Source organism: Nitrincola alkalilacustris (genome assembly GCF_008973755.1).
In the GTDB taxonomy this organism is placed as follows: Bacteria; Pseudomonadota; Gammaproteobacteria; order Pseudomonadales; family Balneatricaceae; genus Nitrincola; species Nitrincola alkalilacustris.
The window spans coordinates 20,432-39,904 of sequence record NZ_WBOM01000008.1; the positions used below are offsets into that span (position 1 = coordinate 20,432).

At 55.8% G+C, this 19,473-nt stretch carries 16 protein-coding genes; 8 read left to right on the forward strand and 8 right to left on the reverse strand.

What is annotated here, in order from left to right; translation table 11 throughout:
• Positions 1–26: 26 nt before the first annotated feature.
• The 3 genes from F7R27_RS14325 to F7R27_RS14335 are packed head-to-tail and all read right to left on the reverse strand — an operon-like array spanning position 27 to position 2,674.
• Positions 27–806: an ABC transporter permease gene (locus F7R27_RS14325; protein WP_151704955.1), complete on the reverse strand. Its 780-nt coding sequence runs from the start codon at positions 804–806 to the stop codon at positions 27–29.
• A gap of 13 nt (positions 807–819) precedes the next feature.
• Entirely contained in the window at positions 820–1,599 is a 780-nt protein-coding gene (locus tag F7R27_RS14330; RefSeq protein WP_151704956.1) for an ABC transporter ATP-binding protein, read from the reverse strand.
• A gap of 10 nt (positions 1,600–1,609) precedes the next feature.
• Positions 1,610–2,674: an ABC transporter substrate-binding protein gene (locus F7R27_RS14335; RefSeq protein ID WP_151704957.1), complete on the reverse strand. Its 1,065-nt coding sequence runs from the start codon at positions 2,672–2,674 to the stop codon at positions 1,610–1,612.
• 309 nt (positions 2,675–2,983) lie between these two features.
• Here F7R27_RS14335 and gmk point away from each other — a divergent pair, with 309 nt between their 5' ends.
• From gmk to F7R27_RS14355, 4 genes are all read left to right on the forward strand, one after another.
• Positions 2,984–3,604 carry a guanylate kinase gene (gene gmk, locus F7R27_RS14340; RefSeq protein WP_151704958.1) on the forward strand — a complete coding sequence of 207 codons (621 nt, stop codon included), beginning with the start codon at positions 2,984–2,986 and terminating at the stop codon, positions 3,602–3,604.
• Between the two features lie 62 nt (positions 3,605–3,666).
• Positions 3,667–3,879 carry a DNA-directed RNA polymerase subunit omega gene (gene rpoZ, locus F7R27_RS14345; protein WP_151704959.1) on the forward strand — a complete coding sequence of 71 codons (213 nt, stop codon included), beginning with the start codon at positions 3,667–3,669 and terminating at the stop codon, positions 3,877–3,879.
• A gap of 96 nt (positions 3,880–3,975) precedes the next feature.
• The gene (gene spoT, locus F7R27_RS14350) at positions 3,976–6,096 is read left to right on the forward strand and encodes a bifunctional GTP diphosphokinase/guanosine-3',5'-bis pyrophosphate 3'-pyrophosphohydrolase (RefSeq protein ID WP_151704960.1); all 2,121 of its coding nucleotides are present in this window, start codon (positions 3,976–3,978) and stop codon (positions 6,094–6,096) included.
• Positions 6,097–6,248: 152 nt separating this feature from the next.
• A complete protein-coding gene (locus F7R27_RS14355; RefSeq protein ID WP_240776383.1) occupies positions 6,249–7,556 on the forward strand; it encodes an HDOD domain-containing protein in 1,308 nt (435 codons plus the stop codon).
• 3 nt (positions 7,557–7,559) lie between these two features.
• Here F7R27_RS14355 and F7R27_RS14360 read toward each other — a convergent pair whose 3' ends face one another.
• Positions 7,560–9,491 carry an ABC-F family ATP-binding cassette domain-containing protein gene (locus F7R27_RS14360; protein WP_151704961.1) on the reverse strand — a complete coding sequence of 644 codons (1,932 nt, stop codon included), beginning with the start codon at positions 9,489–9,491 and terminating at the stop codon, positions 7,560–7,562.
• A gap of 19 nt (positions 9,492–9,510) precedes the next feature.
• Between F7R27_RS14360 and F7R27_RS14365 the strand changes: the two genes are divergently transcribed.
• Together F7R27_RS14365 and F7R27_RS14370 are read left to right on the forward strand one after the other, a co-directional pair.
• The gene (locus F7R27_RS14365) at positions 9,511–10,044 is read left to right on the forward strand and encodes a TIGR02444 family protein (RefSeq protein ID WP_151704962.1); all 534 of its coding nucleotides are present in this window, start codon (positions 9,511–9,513) and stop codon (positions 10,042–10,044) included.
• 54 nt (positions 10,045–10,098) lie between these two features.
• Positions 10,099–10,788, forward strand: coding sequence for a BamJ family beta-barrel-assembly machinery protein (locus F7R27_RS14370; protein ID WP_151704963.1), 690 nt, complete (start codon positions 10,099–10,101; stop codon positions 10,786–10,788).
• Positions 10,789–10,867: 79 nt separating this feature from the next.
• On the opposite strand, the gene F7R27_RS14375 is transcribed toward F7R27_RS14370, so the two are convergent.
• Entirely contained in the window at positions 10,868–11,839 is a 972-nt protein-coding gene (locus F7R27_RS14375) for a WD40 repeat domain-containing protein (RefSeq protein ID WP_240776384.1), read from the reverse strand.
• Between the two features lie 2 nt (positions 11,840–11,841).
• Positions 11,842–12,315 (reverse strand): sigma D regulator, encoded by a 474-nt coding sequence (rsd, locus tag F7R27_RS14380; RefSeq protein WP_151704965.1) that lies wholly within the window; start codon positions 12,313–12,315, stop codon positions 11,842–11,844.
• A 192-nt stretch (positions 12,316–12,507) separates the two neighbouring features.
• On the opposite strand from rsd, the gene F7R27_RS14385 reads away from it, so the two are divergent.
• Positions 12,508–12,912 carry a flagellar basal body-associated FliL family protein gene (locus tag F7R27_RS14385; RefSeq protein WP_151704966.1) on the forward strand — a complete coding sequence of 135 codons (405 nt, stop codon included), beginning with the start codon at positions 12,508–12,510 and terminating at the stop codon, positions 12,910–12,912.
• 87 nt (positions 12,913–12,999) lie between these two features.
• Here F7R27_RS14385 and gshA read toward each other — a convergent pair whose 3' ends face one another.
• A complete protein-coding gene (gene gshA, locus F7R27_RS14390; RefSeq protein ID WP_151704967.1) occupies positions 13,000–14,565 on the reverse strand; it encodes a glutamate--cysteine ligase in 1,566 nt (521 codons plus the stop codon).
• Between the two features lie 89 nt (positions 14,566–14,654).
• Positions 14,655–16,937 (reverse strand): Tex family protein, encoded by a 2,283-nt coding sequence (locus tag F7R27_RS14395; RefSeq protein WP_151704968.1) that lies wholly within the window; start codon positions 16,935–16,937, stop codon positions 14,655–14,657.
• 226 nt (positions 16,938–17,163) lie between these two features.
• Here F7R27_RS14395 and F7R27_RS14400 point away from each other — a divergent pair, with 226 nt between their 5' ends.
• On the forward strand, positions 17,164–19,446 hold the full coding sequence (locus F7R27_RS14400) for a PAS domain S-box protein (RefSeq protein ID WP_151704969.1): 2,283 nt from the start codon (positions 17,164–17,166) through the stop codon (positions 19,444–19,446).
• The last annotated feature ends 27 nt before the right edge of the window (positions 19,447–19,473 follow it).

Sequence of the window (19,473 nt, forward strand, 5' to 3'; positions counted from 1 at the left end):
AGCCTCTGTCGCCCATGGCCGGTCAATCAGAAGGCGCCACCCGGGCTGCGATGTGCCCAGCCGGTGAAGCGTTTCTCGAAAAAGGCAAACAGCTCATACATGCCGACACCCATGGCGCCGATCACGAACAGCCCAGCGAAAACCAGCGCCATATCCATGGATGAGCTGGCGGCCATCATCAGATAACCTATACCGAGATTGGAGGCAACGGTTTCGGAGATGACAGAGCCGACAAACGCCAGGGTGATGGCGACCTTCAGGGAGGCAAAGAAGTAGGGCAGCGCTCTGGGCAGGCCTACTTTGCGCAGTATGTCCATCTTCGAGGCGCCGAGTGATCTCAACACATCTTCCAGTTCCGGCTCCAGTGTTGCCAGCCCGGTGGCGACATTGACCAGTACCGGGAAAAATGAGATCAGAAAGGCGGTCAGGATAGCTGGCACTGTGCCTATGCCGAACCAGACGACCAGTACGGGAACAAAAGCCACCTTAGGGATGCTGTTGAACCCCACCAGCAGAGGGTAGAGGGCGCGATACACGACCGGGTAGGTGCCGACGGCAATACCCAGCAGTAACCCCACGGCAACAGCGATGGCAAATCCGGCCAGCGTGGTGAAGAAGGTCTGCAGTGCGTGCTGCAGGATCACCTCCCAACGTGCTACACCGGCCGACCAGATGGCTGATGGGGCAGGGAATAGATATTCCGGAACCTTGAGGCTGGAGCAGATAATCTCCCAGATCAGCAGCAATGACAGCAGCAGTATCCAGGAGGCGTGGGTGATAAGAAACTTCTGGTAACGGGGTTTCATGCGGATGTCCTGTTCAGGTCTGTCTGATGCGACCGATATGCTCTCGCAGCTCATGCACCTGGCTGGCAAAACTATCGGTATAGGTGTCTTCCAGGGTGCGTGGACGGGGCAGGTCGATTGGTTTGCGGACCAGAATGCGCCCGGGCCCTTTGCTCATCACATAGACGGTGTCTGCGAGAAAGACCGCTTCGCGCAGGTCATGGGTGACCAATACCACTGTAAAGGGCGACTCCTGCCACAGATCCTGCAACATGCACCAGAGTTCTTCACGGGTGAAGGCATCCAGTGCACCGAAGGGCTCATCCAGCATCAACAGACGAGGCTTGTGGATAAGTGCACGGCAGATGGAGGCGCGCTGCTGCATGCCGCCAGACAGCTCCCAGGGGAACTTGTCTTCGCAGCCTGCCAGACCGACCCGTGCCAGCAGTGCCCGAGCCTGCTCCTCAAACTCGCGACGATTACGGCGCATCTGTGAGCGATAGGGCTGAACTATCTCAAGAGGCAACAGGATGTTCTGCAGCGTAGTTCGCCAAGGCAGGAGATTGGAGGCCTGAAACGCCATGCCGATCGATTTCTGCGGCCCCTTGACCTGCTCCCCGCTGAGGTAGACAACCCCCTGTGAAGGCTTGCTGAGTCCGGAGACCAGTTTCATCAGGGTGGATTTGCCACACCCTGATGGGCCGACTACAGCGACGAATTCGTTGGCATCAACCGTCAGGCTGACATCCTCAATGGCCAGAGGGCCGCCTTCATCATAAGCGAGGCTGACCCTGTCAAAGCTTACAAACGACATGTTCAGACCCTTACATCTGTGGCACGGAGCGAGAGGCCCGCTCAGGCAGCAGGGCGAAGTTGAACAGTTGCGCTGCGTCCGGGCGGTTGGTCAGACCGAAGGATACAACCGCTTCATCTATAGCCAGTTCCAGGCGCTCCGGTGTGACAGCACCCAGCCCTTCGGCCAGCGTCTCGCCGGTCACAACCTGTGCATCCAGCGCGAGCTTCAGACGCCTCAGCTCGAGCTCTTCGTTCACCAGCGCATCACGTTTTTTTACATAGGTGACAGCGGTGGCAGGGTCTTCCAGGGTTTCGACCAGTGCGCGGTTAAAGGCTCTGTTAAATGCAGCGACGGCATCGGGGTTGTCGTTGAGTAAGCGCTCGCTTGCGATGATCGCATTGCCATACAGCTGCACGCCATGATCGGAGTAGGGCAGGATAACAATATCTTCAGGGCTGACGCCACGCGCTTCGAGGTTCAGCAGGCTGGTGAAGTAGAAGCCAGTGATCGCGTCCACCTGCTTGCGTGCCAGCAGGGTTTCACGCAATGCCGGTTCAACGCTCTGCCAGGTGACCGAATCTACCGCCAGATCGTTATGCCCGGCAAAGGAGGGCCAGGCTTTACGTCCACCATCGAAGACCGGTGCTGCGAGTGTTTTGCCCACCAGATCTGCCGGGCTGCTGATACCTGACTCCTTCAGTGCGAAAACTGCAGCCGGTGTAGAGTTGTATACCATATAGACCGCCTGAATACGGCTGTCCGGATTGCCTGCGCTGTGCTCGACCAGCGCATTGAAATCAGCAAATCCCATATCATAGGCACCGGTGGCAACACGCGTGACGGCACCTGCCGAACCATTACCAGAGTCGATGGTGACCGTCAGGCCCTCTTCCGTAAAGTAACCCTTATCCAGCGCCATCAGGAAGGGGGCGGAGGGGCCTTCAAAGCGCCAGTCCAGTGTGAAATTGATGGCTGTACTGGCTGCGGCACTGCTGCTCAGTGTGACTGCAGCAGGCAACAGAGCCAGACCTGCGATCGCCAGCAGTTTTCTTATCCCTTTGAAGTGGTGTGCGCTGCGGACATGCTTAATCATGCGTGCTTTCCCGTTAAATTGTTTTTCACTGTCGCTTCCCGTCTTGGGCTCAGGCGATTGAAAGAGGTTGAGCAAAGGCTGTGCCACTTTGCAGTTGGATACGGTCTGGTGTGGTTTCTGCGTACAAAATATGCAGCAGTCCGGCGGTGAGATGCACCATTGTGGGATAGATAAAATTGTCCCGGGCGACAGGTGTTTCAAAATGGTGCGAGGCATATCAATAGATCTGTACTGCAGGGTAAGGCATAATTCGCTATTGAATATTCAGCCTTGTGTCCCTGTATCAAGACCAGTAAGAGTGAGTCCGCCATGAGCTTAGGAACCCTTTATGTGATATCTGCCCCGTCGGGTGCCGGCAAGACCAGTCTGGTCAAGGCGCTGCTCGAGCGTGACGAGCAGATAGTCGTATCGGTATCCCATACCACCCGTGCGATCAGGCCTGGCGAGACAGACGGCAAGGACTATAACTTCACAACACGAGAAGCATTTATTGCGATGGTGGGGGAAGGCGTCTTTCTGGAATATGCCGAGGTGTTCGGCAATCTTTATGGCACCTCACAGGTCTGGGTCCGGGAGCAGCTTCAGGCGGGACGGGATGTGATCCTGGAGATCGACTGGCAGGGCGCGCAGCAGGTCAGACGCCTGATGCCTGAAATGATGTCGGTTTTCATTCTGCCACCGAGTCGTGACGCACTGCTGCAGCGCCTGACCGGCAGAGGGCAGGACTCGGCAGAGGTGATCGCGGGGCGTATGGAACAGGCAGTCAGCGAAATGAGCCACTATCCCGAGTTCGACTATCTGATCATCAATGACGACTTCGAGGAAGCTCTGGCCGATATGACCAGTCTGTTCCGCGGACGCCGCCTGCGACAGGAGGTCCAGCAGCGACGCCATCAAAACTTATTGACAGATCTCTTGTCTACACATTGATCAACCCGTAGACTACGCGGTTCTTCTGATTTCAATCTGTTTATCTGTTTTTGGGGTACGAAATGGCTCGTGTAACCGTTGAAGATTGTCTGGATAATGTTGATAACCGGTTTGAGCTGGTGATGGTGGCCTCCAAGCGTGCCCGTCAGCTGGCAACAGGCGGTAAGGATGCCAAGGTAGACTGGGAAAACGACAAGCCGACAGTTGTTGCGCTGCGTGAAATCAGCGAAGGCTTTATAGACAGAACGATTCTGGATGGTATCGAAGATATCTGATCTCCTCTTTTCCTCTGCTCGTATATGCGGCATCATCAAGGTTAACAGCCCCTTAGCAGGACAGCACTCGGAATTGCCAGTGCTACCGGAGGATTGATGCCAACCATCGACGAACTGTCACACCGTTTGACGGAGTACCTCGAACCTGAACAGGTTCGACAGGTTCGTCGTGCCTATTTCTATGCCGAACAGGCGCACGATGGCCAGCGGCGCAAGAGTGGCGAACCCTATGTCACTCATCCGCTGGCGGTCGCTTCTATTCTCTCAGCCATGCATATGGACCATCAAAGTCTGATGTCGGCCATGCTGCATGATGTGATCGAAGATACCGAGATCACCTACAGCGGAATCGAGGAACAGTTCGGCAAGGCGGTCGCTACGATCGTTGAGGGTGTATCGAAACTGACCCATCTGGAGTTTGAAACCCGGGCGGAAGCTCAGGCCGAGAATTTTCAGAAGATGGTGCTGGCGATGGCCACGGATATCCGTGTCATTATCGTCAAACTGGCAGATCGACTGCACAACATGCGCACTCTGGGCGCGATGCCTGCTCCGAAGCAGCGTCGTATTGCACGCGAAACGCTGGATATCTATGCGCCGGTTGCTGCCCGGCTGGGGATGAGGGATCTGCAGGTTGAGCTGGAAGATCTCGCGTTTCAGGCGCACCATCCGATGCGGGCCAAGTATATTCGACGTGCCGTGGTCAAAGCGCGAGGCCAGCGCCGGGACATCATCACCCAGATAGAGGAGTCAATCCGGACTCGCCTGTCGATGGAAGGGTTGAAGGGGATCGTTTCAGGTCGCGAAAAGCATCTTTACAGCATCTACCGCAAAATGAAGTCTCAGCGTAAGGCATTCGTCGATATCATGGATGTGTTTGCCTTCCGTGTCGTCACCGAGTCGGTGGATGAGTGTTACCGTATTCTGGGAGCCGTTCATAATCTCTACAAGCCGGTTCCCGGGCGTTTCAAGGACTATATCGCGATTCCCAAGGCCAATGGCTATCAGTCATTGCATACCGACCTGTTTGGTGCCAGAGATATCACCATTGAGGTACAGATCCGCACCAGAGAGATGGATGCGGTGGCCAGCCAGGGGATTGCTGAGCACAGCCATTATAAGATGTATGGCGATTCCGACAGCGCCGTCGGTTCCTATAACCGCGCCCGCAAATGGGTGCAGGGACTGCTGGAGATGCAACAGCGAGCCGGTGATTCGATGGAGTTCATCGATCATGTGAAAAAGGACCTGTTCCCGGACGAGGTCTATGTCTTCACCCCCAAGGGGCGGATTCTGGAACTGCCCAATGGTGCCACACCGATAGACTTTGCCTATGCCGTGCATACGGATATCGGCAACTCCTGTGTTTCCTGTCGTATCAACAAGCGCCTGGCCCCCCTGTCTCAGCCGTTGCAGAGTGGTCAGACGGTCGAGGTGGTGACAACACCACGTGCGCAGCCAAACATGGCCTGGCTGAACTTTGTCGTGACCGGCAAGGCGAGATCAAGTATCCGTCACTTTCTGAAAAACCAGCAACGGCATGAGTCGGTTGAGCTGGGCCGCCGGTTGCTGAATCAGTTCCTCGGCAACTATGGCAGTTCGCTGGATTCGATAGATCCGGATAAGATGGCGCAGGTACTCAAGGACTCCAATCTGGCGTCTCAGCAGGATCTTCTGGAAGATATCGGCATGGGCAATCGGATGGCCTATGTTGTTGCCAGACAGTTGAAGCCCGATGCGTTGGATGACGAGGCCACTGATACCTCTTCCCCACGTGGCAGGCCGCTTGCGATTCAAGGGGCAGAGGGGATGGTGCTGCAGTATGCCAAGTGCTGTCATCCGATTCCCGGTGATACGATTGTGGGTCATATCAGCAGCGGTCGAGGCATGGTTGTGCACCGGACCGATTGCCGGAATCTTGGCTCGCTGCGTGATGATCCACAGAAGTGTATCTTCCTGGACTGGTCTCAGTCAGGAGAGGAGGAGTATGCCGTCAGCCTGAATATCGAGGTGGAATCCCAGCGCGGTATTATTGCCAATCTGGCATCCGCTGTATCCAGCGCTTCCGCCAATATCATCAAGATTGACAGTGGCGAGCGTGAAGGCCAGATGTATAAGGTCGAGATGGAGCTGCTGGTGGCGGATCGTGTGCATCTGGCACGAGTCATCCGCAAGCTGCGTCGCCTGCGTCCGGTTACCCGCATTACCCGCCCCTAGCGCTTTCTTCGTCCTGCATCCTCAGGCGTGGCTCACTCAGGTTTCGCAGAGGTCAGACATTTAAAATTGATCAGCTTCGATCTTTCTTCTGCTAAACTGCAGCGAGGCTATTTGTATTGTCTCAGCGTAAATAATTGGCAGGAGGTAATAAATTGTCAGTAGGAGTCAAACCACTGGATCCCTCTGAGCGGGGCGTTGCTCGTTTGGTGCTGCTGCATGACAGTGCCGGTAAACATCTGGTGATACTGCCGGCTCACGCGCTGCTCAGTCTCTCCGTTGTCTGGCGTCTTACCGGTCGGCAGTTGCAACCAGCCAGCGCTGTTGATGCCGCAAAATTCTTCGGTCAGAAGGCATTGAGCACTACTGCAGGTCAGCGAGAGTTGCTGAAGATGCCTCTGGTGTTGGATGAGCACTACCTGCCGGATCAGGATATCGAGCTGTGGGAGCCTCACAGTGAGTTGCGCTTCACGCTGCAGGCGGGTTGGCTGTCCAGGCCGGAGTATCAGGGACCCCTCGGGCTCAGCAGTGAGATGCTGCAGGCGCAGCACTCTCCACACGCCGGTGCCGAGGCGATCACCCATGCGGTTGAGCGCTTTACTGCACTGCGTGTAAAACAACGCCTTGAGGACACTCTGGGCCTGCCGGCTTTTTCTCAGACAACACAGAAGCTGCTGTTGCTGCGTTCCGATCCTTCGGCGGATGTTGATCGTCTGCTGTCGGTCATTCGGGTTGATCCGAGTCTGTCCGCGCAGGTGATGAGTTGGGCTGTGTCGCCCTATTATGCGGCTCCTGGCAGACTTGAGTCGGTGGATGATGCGGTGATCCGCGTGCTGGGTTTTGATCTGGTGGTCAACCTTGCACTGGGTGTTGCGATGGGTAAGGTGATGCAGATACCGGGCAACTCCGTTCGTGGCGCAACACCTTTCTGGTTACAGTCCGTCACCATGGCCACTCTGGCTGAGCGTCTTGCCAAGAGTATGCCTGCTGCCATCAGACCCAAGCCGGGCCTGGTTTATCTGTCGGGTTTGCTGAATAACTTTGGTTATCTGCTGCTGGCGCATCTGTTCCCGCCACAGTTTGCCACCCTGACGCGCTATATTGAAGCCAATCCACATATGCCTTATGAGTTGGTGGAGCAGCAGGTGTTGAATCTGACGCGCGAGCAGGTAGGTGCCTGGTTGTTGGAGAGCTGGTCGATCCCGTCAGAGGTCTGTTTTGCCGTCCGCTATCAGAACCACCCCGAGATAGAGGGCGATGCTGCGGTATATGCCAGGTTGCTGCATCTGGCCAACTGTCTGCTGCGCCAGAAAGGCTTGTGTGATGGACCTCTGATGGAGCTCGATCCGACCTTGCTTGAGCTGTTACAGCTCAAGCCCAGTGCAGTTGATACTTGTCTCAGTGATCTGATCGCCAATCAGGAAGGGATCATGGAGCTGACTGAGTTGCTGCAGCGGCACTGACTGTCAGCTTTCGGCTTCAGTCAGTGTCTGTTCCAGTTCCTCCAGTGCTTCAAGCTGTTCCAGCCACTGTATTTCGACCTGCTCCGACTGGCGCGTCTGCTCCGCCTGATCAGCCAGTAACAGCTTCAGCTTATCCTTGTTGCTGCTGTCATAGAGAGTGGGGTCGCTCAGGGCCGACTCCAACTCTCTCAGCCTGGCACTGATGCTCTCCATCTGCTTTTCCAGCTGCTGAACTTTTTGCTTCAGCGGCCTGAGGCGAGCGCGCTGCTCAGCCTGAATCCGCTTCAGCTCCTTGCGCTCAACCGCGTTCAGTGAGCGGTTCTCGGAGGGTTGAGTGTCGCGCTGCGCTGACGGCTGCTGTGCTTTGGCCCGCTGGCTCAGCCATTTGTGGTAATCGTCCAGATCCCCCTTGAACTCCGTCACCTCTCCGTCTGCCACCAGCATGAACTGATCCACCGTGTTTCGCAGCAGGTGTCGGTCATGTGACACCAGAATCAGGGCGCCTTCAAAGGACTGCAGTGCCAGCGTCAGGGCATGGCGCACCTCAAGGTCAAGATGGTTGGTCGGTTCGTCGAGCAGCAGCAGGTTGGGCTTCTGCCAGGCGATCAGGGCCAGCGCCAGGCGTGCTTTCTCGCCCCCGGAAAAGCGGCCGATGGCATCCAGTGCGTCATCGCCGATAAAGCCGAAACTGCCAAGAAAGTTGCGCAGCTCCTGCTCACTGGCATCCGGCGACAGGCGCTGCAGGTGCAGCATCGCGGACGCATGCATATCCAGAGCTTCCAGTTGATGCTGTGCAAAGTAGCCTATCTTCAGATGCTCACCCTGCTGGCGCTCACCGCTCTGCTGTGAGATCAGGCCAACGAGTGTCTTGATCAGGGTCGATTTACCTGCACCATTCGGGCCGAGCAGGCCGATACGCTCTCCCGGTGCCAGATTCAGGCTGACCTGTCTGAGAATGATCTTGTCGGGATAACCGAGATCCGCTTTATGCATCGACAGCAGAGGGAAGGAGAGTTTGCTGCTGCATTCGAAGCTGAAACTGAAGGGGCTGTCGACATGTGCCGGTGCTATCTGCTCCATGCGTTCAAGCTCTTTCAGGCGGCTTTGCGCCTGTTTGGCTTTGGTCGCCTTGGCACGAAAGCGGCGCACGAACTGTTCTATCTGTGCTACCCGTTCCTGCTGCTTCTCATAGGAGAGTTGCTGTTGTGACAGGCGCTCGGCACGAATATGTTCGAAGGCGCTGTAGTTACCCTTATACAGCGTGAGCTGTTCAGCCGACATGTGCACGATATGGCCCATCACATTGTCGAGGAAGTCACGGTCATGCGAGATCAGCAGCAGCGTTCCCGGATAGCTGCGCAGCCACTGCTCCAGCCACATGATGGCGTCCAGATCCAGATGGTTGGTCGGTTCGTCGAGCAGCAGCAGGTCGGAACGGGACATCAGTGCGCGGGCCAGGTTGAGTCGTATGCGCCAGCCGCCGGAAAACTCTCCGACACGCCGTGCGGCATCCGACGGAGCAAAGCCCAGTCCTGCCAACAGCTGGTGCCCACGGGATTCGGCACGGTAACCGTCAGCCGATTCGAGCTCTGCGTGCAGTTCTGCAATACGGCTTGCCTGATGTTCCTCTTCGGCCACTGCGAGCTGTTGTTGAATCCGGCGCAGGCGCTGGTCACCATCCAGTATATAATCGATCGCTGTGCGGCTGGTTTCGGCCACCTCCTGTGCCATGTGCGCGATAGTGATGCCGGATGGCATCTCCAGATCACCGGCATCGGCATGCAGCTCGCCAAGCAGCAGTTTGAAGAGGCTTGATTTACCCACGCCATTGGCGCCGACTATGCCGACTTTCCAGCCGTTATGCAGTGTCAGATTGGCTTGTTCAAGCAGGCGCTGAGCGCCACGATGTATGCTAAGGTTCTGTAGTCTGATCATGCGGGGATTTTAACACAGGATGTCCATTCACAACCCTCTTTGGTGCTATGCCATCGCACTTTATCAACGGCCCGGCGTTGAGGATTCAGCTCTTGCACTCCAGGCGCGGGGATTGAGTGTCAATCGTCTGCTGCTGTGCTGCTGGCTGGGGCAAACAGGCCGTCGGCTTCAGCCTGATCAGTTGACAGAGGCTGATCAGTGGCGGGAGTCGGTTCTGGAGCCACTGCGTACGTTGCGTTATCGGGTCAGATCGATGCGTGATGATGCGGATCTGGATGAGTGCTATCAGCAGCTTAAACAGGCAGAGCTGGCGGCTGAACAGGTCGAGCTGCAGCGGTTATGGCAAGGTTGCATGCATTGGTCGACAGCAGATAAGGAGTCAGAGCCCCTGATGTTGGCACGGGAGAATATCGACATCTATCTGGCGCAGTTGGAGCAAGTGCCGGGTGGAGAGTGTCTGGCAGAGGTACAGTGCCTGCTGGGACTCGCTTTTCCTGTCGCAGACTGCGATGATAGGCCACCGGAGGCAGATCAGACTGAACTTTCACCCTGAATGTCTCACTAAGCATAACGATGAGTTTATCCAACAGGTTTTAAGGACGTGAAGATGAGAAAAACGACACTGGCGCTGATGCTCGCTGGAACGATGATGGCAGTGCCAGCGGTACATGCGGTGGATCTGACTGATGAAGAGCAGAAGCTGAGCTACAGTCTGGGGCTGATTCTGGGCGACAGTCTGAAGCAGGATTTCGAAGTGCTGAATATGGATGCGTTTCGTGAAGGTATCGAGACCATCTATGCCGAGGGCGAGCCTTTGCTGTCGCGCGAGGAAGTCGCTGAGGTGATGCAAGCCTACCAGAAGCGCGTTGCTGATGAGCGTCGTCAGGCGTTTGAGGTGCTGTCTCAGGAAAATCTCAAGAAAGGTCAGGATTATCTGGCTGAAAATGCCAAGCGTAAGGGTGTCACCACTACCGACAGCGGCCTGCAGTATGAAGAGTTGGAAGCCGGTTCTGGCGCGTCTCCTACCGCTGCAGATACAGTCAAGGTTCACTATCGTGGCCAGTTGATCGATGGTACCGAGTTTGACAGCTCCTACTCGCGTAATGATCCAGTGTCCTTCCCGCTTAACGGTGTGATTCCCGGCTGGACCGAAGGTCTGCAGATGATGAAGGAGGGGGCCAAAAGCCGTCTCGTGATTCCGGCTGAACTGGCCTATGGTGAAGGTGGTATGGGAAATGCCATCGGCCCGAACGAAACACTGGTTTTTGAAGTCGAGCTGTTGCAGATCAATCCCTGATCCTCGGGCTTAGCCCTACGAAAACCGGTAGCTCCGGCTACCGGTGAACTCTTGCTTTTCGGTGTTCAGCGCAAAGTGCTCAGCGCAACACGTTAAGTACGCCGTTTGATCCCAGCGCATAATAGCGCCCATCCCTGCCGAAGCTGACAGCATAGATTCCCGTACTTGTCGGGCCATAGGCCTTTAGTTTGTGTGCCTGCCAGCGTTGGAGCTGTTTTCCGTCTGCGGTATTCCAGAGTATCACTGCACCCGCTGCAGTGCCGGTCAGCAGTTGTTCAGAGTTGGAGGAAAAACGGGCGCTGAGATAGGTTGTGCGGCGCTTTATCAGTGATTCGTTCCCGCTCAGATGGTGCAGTATCTCACCGGTTTGCAGATCCCACAGGACCGCCTGATCCAGTGTTGCTGAGCTGAAAGCGATGCGATTATCCGGTGACAGTGCAACCGTATCGACAATATTACCCAGGGTGACCTGGTGCAGCAGCTCGCCACTGGCAAGATCCCACAGCCGTGTGATGTAATCGTCACTGCCTGTCAGGGCATAGCGGTTATCCAGGCTCAGGGCGACACTCCTGACCCGTGCCGGATGTCTGAGACTCTGAACGATGCCACCGTTCTTGACATCGAAATAGACAGCTTCATGGTTGGCCAGTCCCAACAGGGCATAGTCACCATTGCTGGATAGTGCCAGATCAAGAATCTCGCCGGGAGAGCTCCAGAACCAGACCGGCTCACCCGACTGCACACTCCACAACACCAGATCCTGGGGGTTGGCAGTGATGGCATAGTCGCCTTCTGGCGAAAAGCCACTCTGGCTGATGTTGGTGAACTCGCCCTGATGATGATTCCAGTCATACAGGCGTTCATCTGTACGCGTATCCCACAGGCTGCCGCCATGGGCGATGGAGCCTATCAGCGCATAATGGCCATCATGGGACAGGCTGGCATCAAACGCCCCCTGAACTGTGTAGCTGGCCCAGCGCTCGGGCTTGCCACCATCGCAGCCGGTCAGCAGCAACAGCAGCAGAGGCAGTGCGAGCCGGAGACGTTTCAAGGTCAGGCCTCAGTAACCTGGCTTCGGTGCGCGTTGTGTAGCACCTCGATCAACTGATCTTCTATCTCGAAACGCTCTTCCAGCTCCTCTCCCAGGTGAGACAGTGCGGCTGTAAATTCGCGCAGTTCACTGAGTGTCGGCAGATCAAAGCCGTTAAATGAGTCGTTGAAGTCCAGTGCTACATCAGTCGAGGGCTGAATTTTCGGCAGCAGTAGTTGGGCTTTTTCAACACTGCCATCGGCAAAGTCACTGCCCTCGCGCAGCAGTTGCTCATATACCTCAAAGTGTCCGGATGAAAGGTAATCCATCAGCAGGCTGCAGAACTTGTCCAGCTCCAGATTCAGCTCTTCGCCGACCCGGGCTTCGGGTAAGTTGATGAAGGTGCTGATAAGCTGCTGTCGCTGCTCCAGCCACTGATCAATGATCTTGCTGACGCCACCCCATCTTTCCTTGGCGTTCCGGCATTTCTCTAACATGGTTACTTCTCCATACACTTACGGCAGTCAGCAGTTATAACACGCTTGCCGTCACTACGCTGGAACTGAGTTGTCAGTTGTGAGCTCCAATAGTAATGCCAGACTCAAACTCCATGCAACTGAGACTGATGCTAATCTGGTGTATACTCGGCGGGTTGATCCTACAGGCTGCATCAGATCGGGAGATTAAAGATGCGCGTAAAGAACCATTTTCTGTTTTTGATACTCTGTCTGGCCTTGTTGGCCAAGTCGGCCTCTGTGATAGCACAGCAGCCGGATTATCTTAACTATATCGAGCTGAAGTCCTTTGTGACCAATTTTGGCCCGAATACGGGTCCGATGCGCTTCATGAAGGCGGAGGTGACGCTGCAACTGGCGGAAAATGGCTCACACAGTGATGTCAGCAAACACATACCACAGATCCGTAATGATCTGGTGTTCCTGTTTAATGAGCAGCAGGAGTCTGATCTGGCGACGATTGAAGCCCAGGCGATTCTGGCTCAGAGGGCGTTGATTGTGGTGCAGAGCCTGCTGATAGAGGAGACCGGCAGGCCCCAGGTCAATGATCTGTTTTTCACCAGTCTGGTGATCCAGTAAAAGAAAGCTCAGTAAACGAGAGCTCAGTAATCGAGAGCTCAGTAAAAGGTCGGTATGAGGCCGGGTCGGGCACAGTGCCCGACCCGCTTACTGTGCGTTGAACTGTGCCAGAAAGGTATCGAAGTCCTGAGTATCGCTGGCCTCAATACTGCTCTGCTCAAGCAAGGACGCGTTGGCTTCGCAGGCCATTTGCTTCAGCAGCTCAGGTGGCAGGGGTGTGGCCATGATCTCATCCCTGTGCTGCTTTGACAGTGCCAGAACCCACTCATGATGACTGGTGCCAGAGGCCTGTAAAGAGGCAAGCACTTGCGCTGAAGGCGTCAGAGCACTGTTCTCCAGCTTGGCCTGTTGTGCCGCGACTGCCTGTCGATAATGCCGGGTGCCTGCAGCCTGATCCAGCAGTTGAGCAGTCATATCCACCTGCTGCAGAATTCTGGCACCCAGCACTTCCCGCGGTACCTCTCCTTCATTGCTGAGCAGTAGCAGTCCCGGTTCCCGGCCACGATTGACAATGCGATTGTGGTTCTGCGCCAGCAGCGCGCACTCGTCATCGCTGATGATGGCGTCGTTGCAATAGAGACAAGTGACCAGAAATGCATCCATGAAATGCGCCTGCTCCAGGCTGATACCGACCGACAGCAGTGGATTGATATCCGTGTTACGCACCTCTACATATTGAATGCCGCGCTCGCGCAGTGCATGAATCGGTTTTTCTCCTGACTCTGCCACGCGTTTCGGACGGATATCGCTGTAGTATTCGTTTTCAATCTGCAGGATATTGCTGTTCAACTGCTGATAACTGCCATTGACCTTCACGCCGAGCTTTTCATACTGCGGATGAGGTGTGCGAATAGCCTGTTGCAAGGAGTCAGTATAGCTGCCGAGCTGATTGAAACAGATGTTCAGTGCAGACTGCGCGCGGTTAGAGTACCCCAGATCACTCATGCGCAGTGAAGTAGCCCAGGGCAGGTAAAGGGTGTCCTGGTTCAGTGTGTCGAGCTGATGATCACGTCCCTGAAGGAAGCTGCTCGACAGGGCCGGTGAAGCACCGAAGAGATAGAGCAGCAGCCAGCTGTAACGCCTGAAGTTGCGGATCAGGGTGAAGTAGCTGGCGGAACGAAACGCCGTCATGCTGTCGAGGTTGCCGGACATCTCCTGCCAGACGGGCCAGAGCTGTTCAGGCAGCGAGAAATTATAATGAATGCCGGCAATGGTCTGCATCATCTTGCCGTAGCGGTGCTGCAGGCCAACACGGTAGATATGCTTGAGCCGTCCGATGTTGGAGTGGCCATACTCGGCGATCGGTATCTCCTCTTCCGAAAAGATATTGCAAGGCATGCTGGCACACCAGATCAACTCCTGCTCCAGTCTGGCGTAGCTGAAACGGTGCAGATCTTCCAGATGTTGCAGCATCAGATCCGGGCGCTGGAATACCGGCGTGATGAACTCCATCAGTGCCTCAGAGTAGTCCGTGGTGATCTGGCTGTGGGTCAGTGTAGACCCCAGTGATCGTGGATGCGGTGTCTGGGCAAGTCTGCCTTGCAGGTCAACGCGCAACCCCTCTTTCTCTATGCCATGTTGAAGTTGTGTCAGCAGACCGCTGTGGCCATGTTTGACAAGCTGGTTCAGGTGATGCTCTAGAGTGACTGACAAAGCTCTGATCTCTGCTCGGACTTTTTATGGGTAGACACCATTATAAACCAGGAGCACTGGTTTGCAGTGTCCTCAAAGCGTCCATCTGTTCAGCGACCCTTGACCAGGCCGGCTGCTCTCAGTTTATCGGCAAGACTTCCTTCCACGGTTTTCTGTGGCTCTGGTTTCTGTAGTTCTGGCTTGCTCTGCCGCATCGACTTATCAGGTGTCGCAGCAGTCTTTCCAGCCTCTGGTGCCGACTTCATCGACAGGGCAATCCTGCGGCGGGCGACATCCACCTCCACCACACGAACCTGCACGATGGCACCGCTCTGAACCACTTCGTGCGGGTCGCTGACAAAGCGATCTGCCAGCTGTGATATATGTACCAGACCATCCTGATGCACGCCGATATCCACAAAGGCACCAAAGTTGGTGACGTTGGTCACGACGCCTTCCAACTGCATGCCTGGCTGCAGATCATTCAGTGTCTGGACCTGCTCATCGAAGTTGACCGAGCGGAAGGCCGGGCGCGGATCTCGACCGGGTTTTTCCAGCTCGCGCAGCACATCGATGATCGTGAAACGCCCATACTCAGGTGTAATCAGCGCTTCGACATCCACCTTGCTCAGTCGTTCAGCGTTGCCCAGCAACTGGTCAGGCTGGCATCCAAGCTGCTGCGCAATACGTCGCACCAGAGCATAGGACTCGGGATGCACGGCTGAATTATCCAGCGGGTTGCGGCCATCACGGATACGCAAAAAGCCCGCACACTGTTCAAATGCCTTGGGACCGAGTCGAGGGACTTTCAGCAGTTGCTGACGATCCTCAAAACGCCCGTGCTGTTCACGATACTGCACAATATTCTCTGCTGTGGTGCGGTTCAATCCGGCAACACGGGACAGCAGCTCACGTGAAGCGGTGTTCAGGTCCACACCGACATGGTTGACGCAATCCTCGACCACACTGTCGAGCGATTGTGCCAGTGCAGTCTGATCCACATCATGCTGATACTGGCCGACTCCGATGGAGCGCGGATCTATCTTCACCAGCTCGGGCAGAGGGTCCTGCAGCCGGCGCGCAATCGATATGCCGCTGCGCAGGCTGACATCCAGCTCCGGAAACTCCTCTGCGGCGAGGGCGGATGCCGAATATACCGAGGCACCCGCTTCACTGACCAGCAGAGTCTGCATCTGCAGATCCTTCTCACGCGTAGCAAGCTCTTTAGCCAGTTGTTCTGTTTCACGCGAGGCGGTGCCATTGCCCACTGCGATCAGGCTGACCTTGTAACGACGGCACAGGGTCGACAGGGTATCCAGCGAATCCCTCCAGCGCTTATGGGGTACATGGGGGTAGATGGTGGCACATTCAAGTAGCTTACCGGTGGGATCAACCACTGCCACTTTAACGCCGGTGCGCAGACCAGGGTCCAGACCCAGTGTTGCTCTGGCACCTGCCGGTGGTGCCAGCAGCAGATCACGCAGGTTGCGACCGAAAACGGAGATGGCCGCATCACTGGCCTGCTCCTGTAACTGGCGTATCAGATCTGTCTCAAGCTGTGGGCGGAGTTTCTTGTCCCAACACAGCTGCAGAGTCGTCTGTAACCAGGCTGAAGAGGATGCAAAGCGCAGACGCCAGTGGTCGGCAATCAGCTCAGCCGGGTTCTGTCGGGTGTTTTCAGGCAACTGCAGGGCATATTTCAGTACCCCCTCCTGATGCCCGCGCAGTATTGCCAGCGCACGATGCGAGGGTATTTTGGCAATTGCTTCGCTGTACTCGAAATAGTCACGAAACTTGCTGTCTGGGTCCGCTTTACCGCGGGCGGCTCTGACCTGCAGCTCTCCCTGCTTCCAAAGCAGTGTACGCAGTTGTCCAATCAGATCTGCAGACTCGGTCAACTGTTCCAGCAGGATAAAGCGGGCACCCTCGAGTGCTGCTTCGGTATCATTGATACCGGCTTCGGGATTGAGGTAGCCGGATGCCAGTTTCAGCGGGTCAGAGCCAGGCTGCAGCAGTTTGTCAGCCAGTGGCTGCAGACCTGCTTCCCTTGCTTCCTGGGCCTTGTTGCGGCGCTTGGGTTTGAAGGGGAGGTAAAGATCCTCCAGACGGGCCTTGTTGTCGGCATTACGCAGCGCTGACTCCAGTTCGGGCGTCAGATTGCCCTGGCTCTTCAGTTGCTCCAGTATGCTCTGGCGGCGCTGCTCCAGATCGCGCAGATATGCGAGTCGCTGGTGCAGGGTACGCAGCTGAATATCGTCCAGCCCACCGGTGATCTCCTTGCGGTAGCGGGCGATGAAGGGCACGGTGGCGCCGCCATCCATGAGGGCGATGGTGGCCTCGATCTGGTTCGGTCTGGCACCCAGTTCGGTGGCCAGCTGCTGGGTAATTGACATGCTTTCTGTCCTTAAAACGCTGAGTAGCACATACACCTGAGCTTTTGGCCCTGTGTATCAGTAGCGCTGAATGATACCGGCATTGTTTGCAATCCAGAAGGCTTGAACCAGTATCTGTTGCTTTTTTATCCGCCGAGTTCTTGGTATTCTGGGGCTCCTGTATCTCCTCACTCAAATAGACGCGTTGGGGCTTTTATCTTATCCCGATGCGCAGGAATTCTGTCCAATGAGTCACAACATCCTGGGAGCTTCATACCACGGATGGCTGAATAACCGGCCGGCACTGATTGTGTTGGTGTTCAGTGTGTTTGCCCTGATCATGATTCAGACTGCGCTATTGAGCCGACAGCAGACACTGGATGAGCTTGAACGTAAGACTGAAGCGGATCTCAACCGCTATATCCTCAGTGTTGAGCAGAAGCTGGATCGCTTCAAGGACCTACCTAAACTGCTGTCTACGCATTCAGAGTTATATGCTGTTTTGCCTGTGCCGGAGAACGAGACAGAAACCCTGCGGGTTAACCGCTATCTGGAGCAGGTGAATGAAACCATCGGCGCTTCCGATACCTACCTGATGAATGCCGAAGGCCTCACGGTGGCCGCGAGTAACTGGGCGTCCGAGAGACCTTTCGTCGGAGGCAATTTCCGCTTCAGGCCCTACTTTCAGGATGCTATCAGAGGCCAGGCAGGGCGCTACTTTGCGCTGGGTACGACCTCACTGCAGCGTGGATATTTCTTCTCCTACCCTGTTTTCGACAAGCAGCAGGTTGTGGGAGTCGTGGTGGTCAAGATCGATCTGAACGATGTAGAGGAGCACTGGGCAGATCCGCTGCTGGATATTCTGGTCACGGATGCGGATGACGTGATCTTCATCTCTACCCGCCCTGAATGGATGTTCCGCACGCTCAGACCGCTACCCCCGGAAGATCAGCAAAGGGTGGTGCAGAGTCTGCGCTATGGTGATTCCGCGCTGATACCCCTGGATATTATCAATCGGGAGCCGCTATCCAGTGGCTCCCAGGTAATCACACTGCTTGATCAGGAGCGAAAGCATGGGGGCGAGGTTGCGGAGCAGGTGCGCTCGAAACAGTATCTGCTGCTCTCCAAGGCAATACCCGATACTGGGTTGCATGCATCGGTGCTGGCGAGCCTGAAGCCGGTTGAGCAGCGCATGATCACAGCGCTGATGCTGGTGGCGTTTATCTATGTGGCGCTGGTGCTGCTGATTCTGGTGCTGGTGGCACGGCACAGGATCAAGCGTGAGCGCACCGAGTTCCAGACGCGTGAGCACAGTGCACTGGAGGAGAGCGAAGCGAGAGTCCGCGCCATTATCGATAATACGCATGCCGGTCTGATCACACTGGATACCAAAGGCTGTATTGCATCACTGAACCCTACGGCCGAGAAACTGTTCGGTTTCAATGCTCAGGAGATCTGTGGGCAGTATTTCAGTCAGTTGCTGGCGGAGGAGGACAGAGCTGTCTGCTGGCATCATATCATGGCGCCGGAGGAGCGTGAGTCTGAATTGATGGTGGAGGCCAGTGGGCGCCGTAAGGATCACAGCGTGTTTCCTATCGAGCTGACCATCGGCACCATGAATGTTGACTCACAGCAGCAGTTTCTGGTGACGATTCATGATATCACCGAGCGCAAGGAGTATGAGCAGCAACTCAAGAATGCGCGGGAGGATCTGGAGTTCAGAGTGCAGGAGCGAACGGCGGACCTGAGTCGTGCCAACAGTAAGCTGCTGGAAGAGATGGCGCTGCATAGCCGCACTCAGAACGAGTTGATCCAGACCGCCAAGCTGGCAGTTCTGGGCCAGCTCTCAGCAGGGATCAACCATGAACTGAATCAGCCATTGACCGCCATTCGCAATTATGCCGATAATGCCAGTGCTTTTTTGCAGCGCAGCAAATATGACGTGGTGGCGAGCAATCTGCATGAGATCAGTGGTCTGACCGAGCGAATGGCTAAAATCATTCATCCGTTGAAGGAGTTCGCGCGCAAAAGCTCTGGCCAGATAGAGATCGTTTCCATCCGTGCCGTGCGTGATGGCGCGATGTCGGTGATGTATGGGCGCCTGGATAAAGAAGAGGTTACCGTTGTATGGCCGCAGAACCTGGATGAGCTGTATGTCCGGGGTGATACGCTGCGCCTTGAACAGGTGTTTGTGAATCTGCTCAGCAATGCACTGCAGGCGATGACCGGGCAGGCCGAAAAACGTATCGAGATAGACGCCAGCCTGACTCAGGATCGCGTGACCCTGACGTTGCGGGATCTGGGGCCGGGCCTTGAGGAGCCGGGCAAGGTTTTTGAACCCTTCTATACCACCAAGAAGGCCGGGCAGGGATTAGGCTTGGGACTGTCGATTTCACATCGTATCATCGAGTCACTGCAGGGGCGGCTCAGTGCCGGTAACCACCCGGATGGCGGGGCTGTTTTTACGCTGGAGCTGCCAAGGGCACAGGTTCATGCGGCAGATGAAGCGTTGGATAAAACCGGCAGTTAGCCCACATTCAGTTGTTCATAAGGAAAT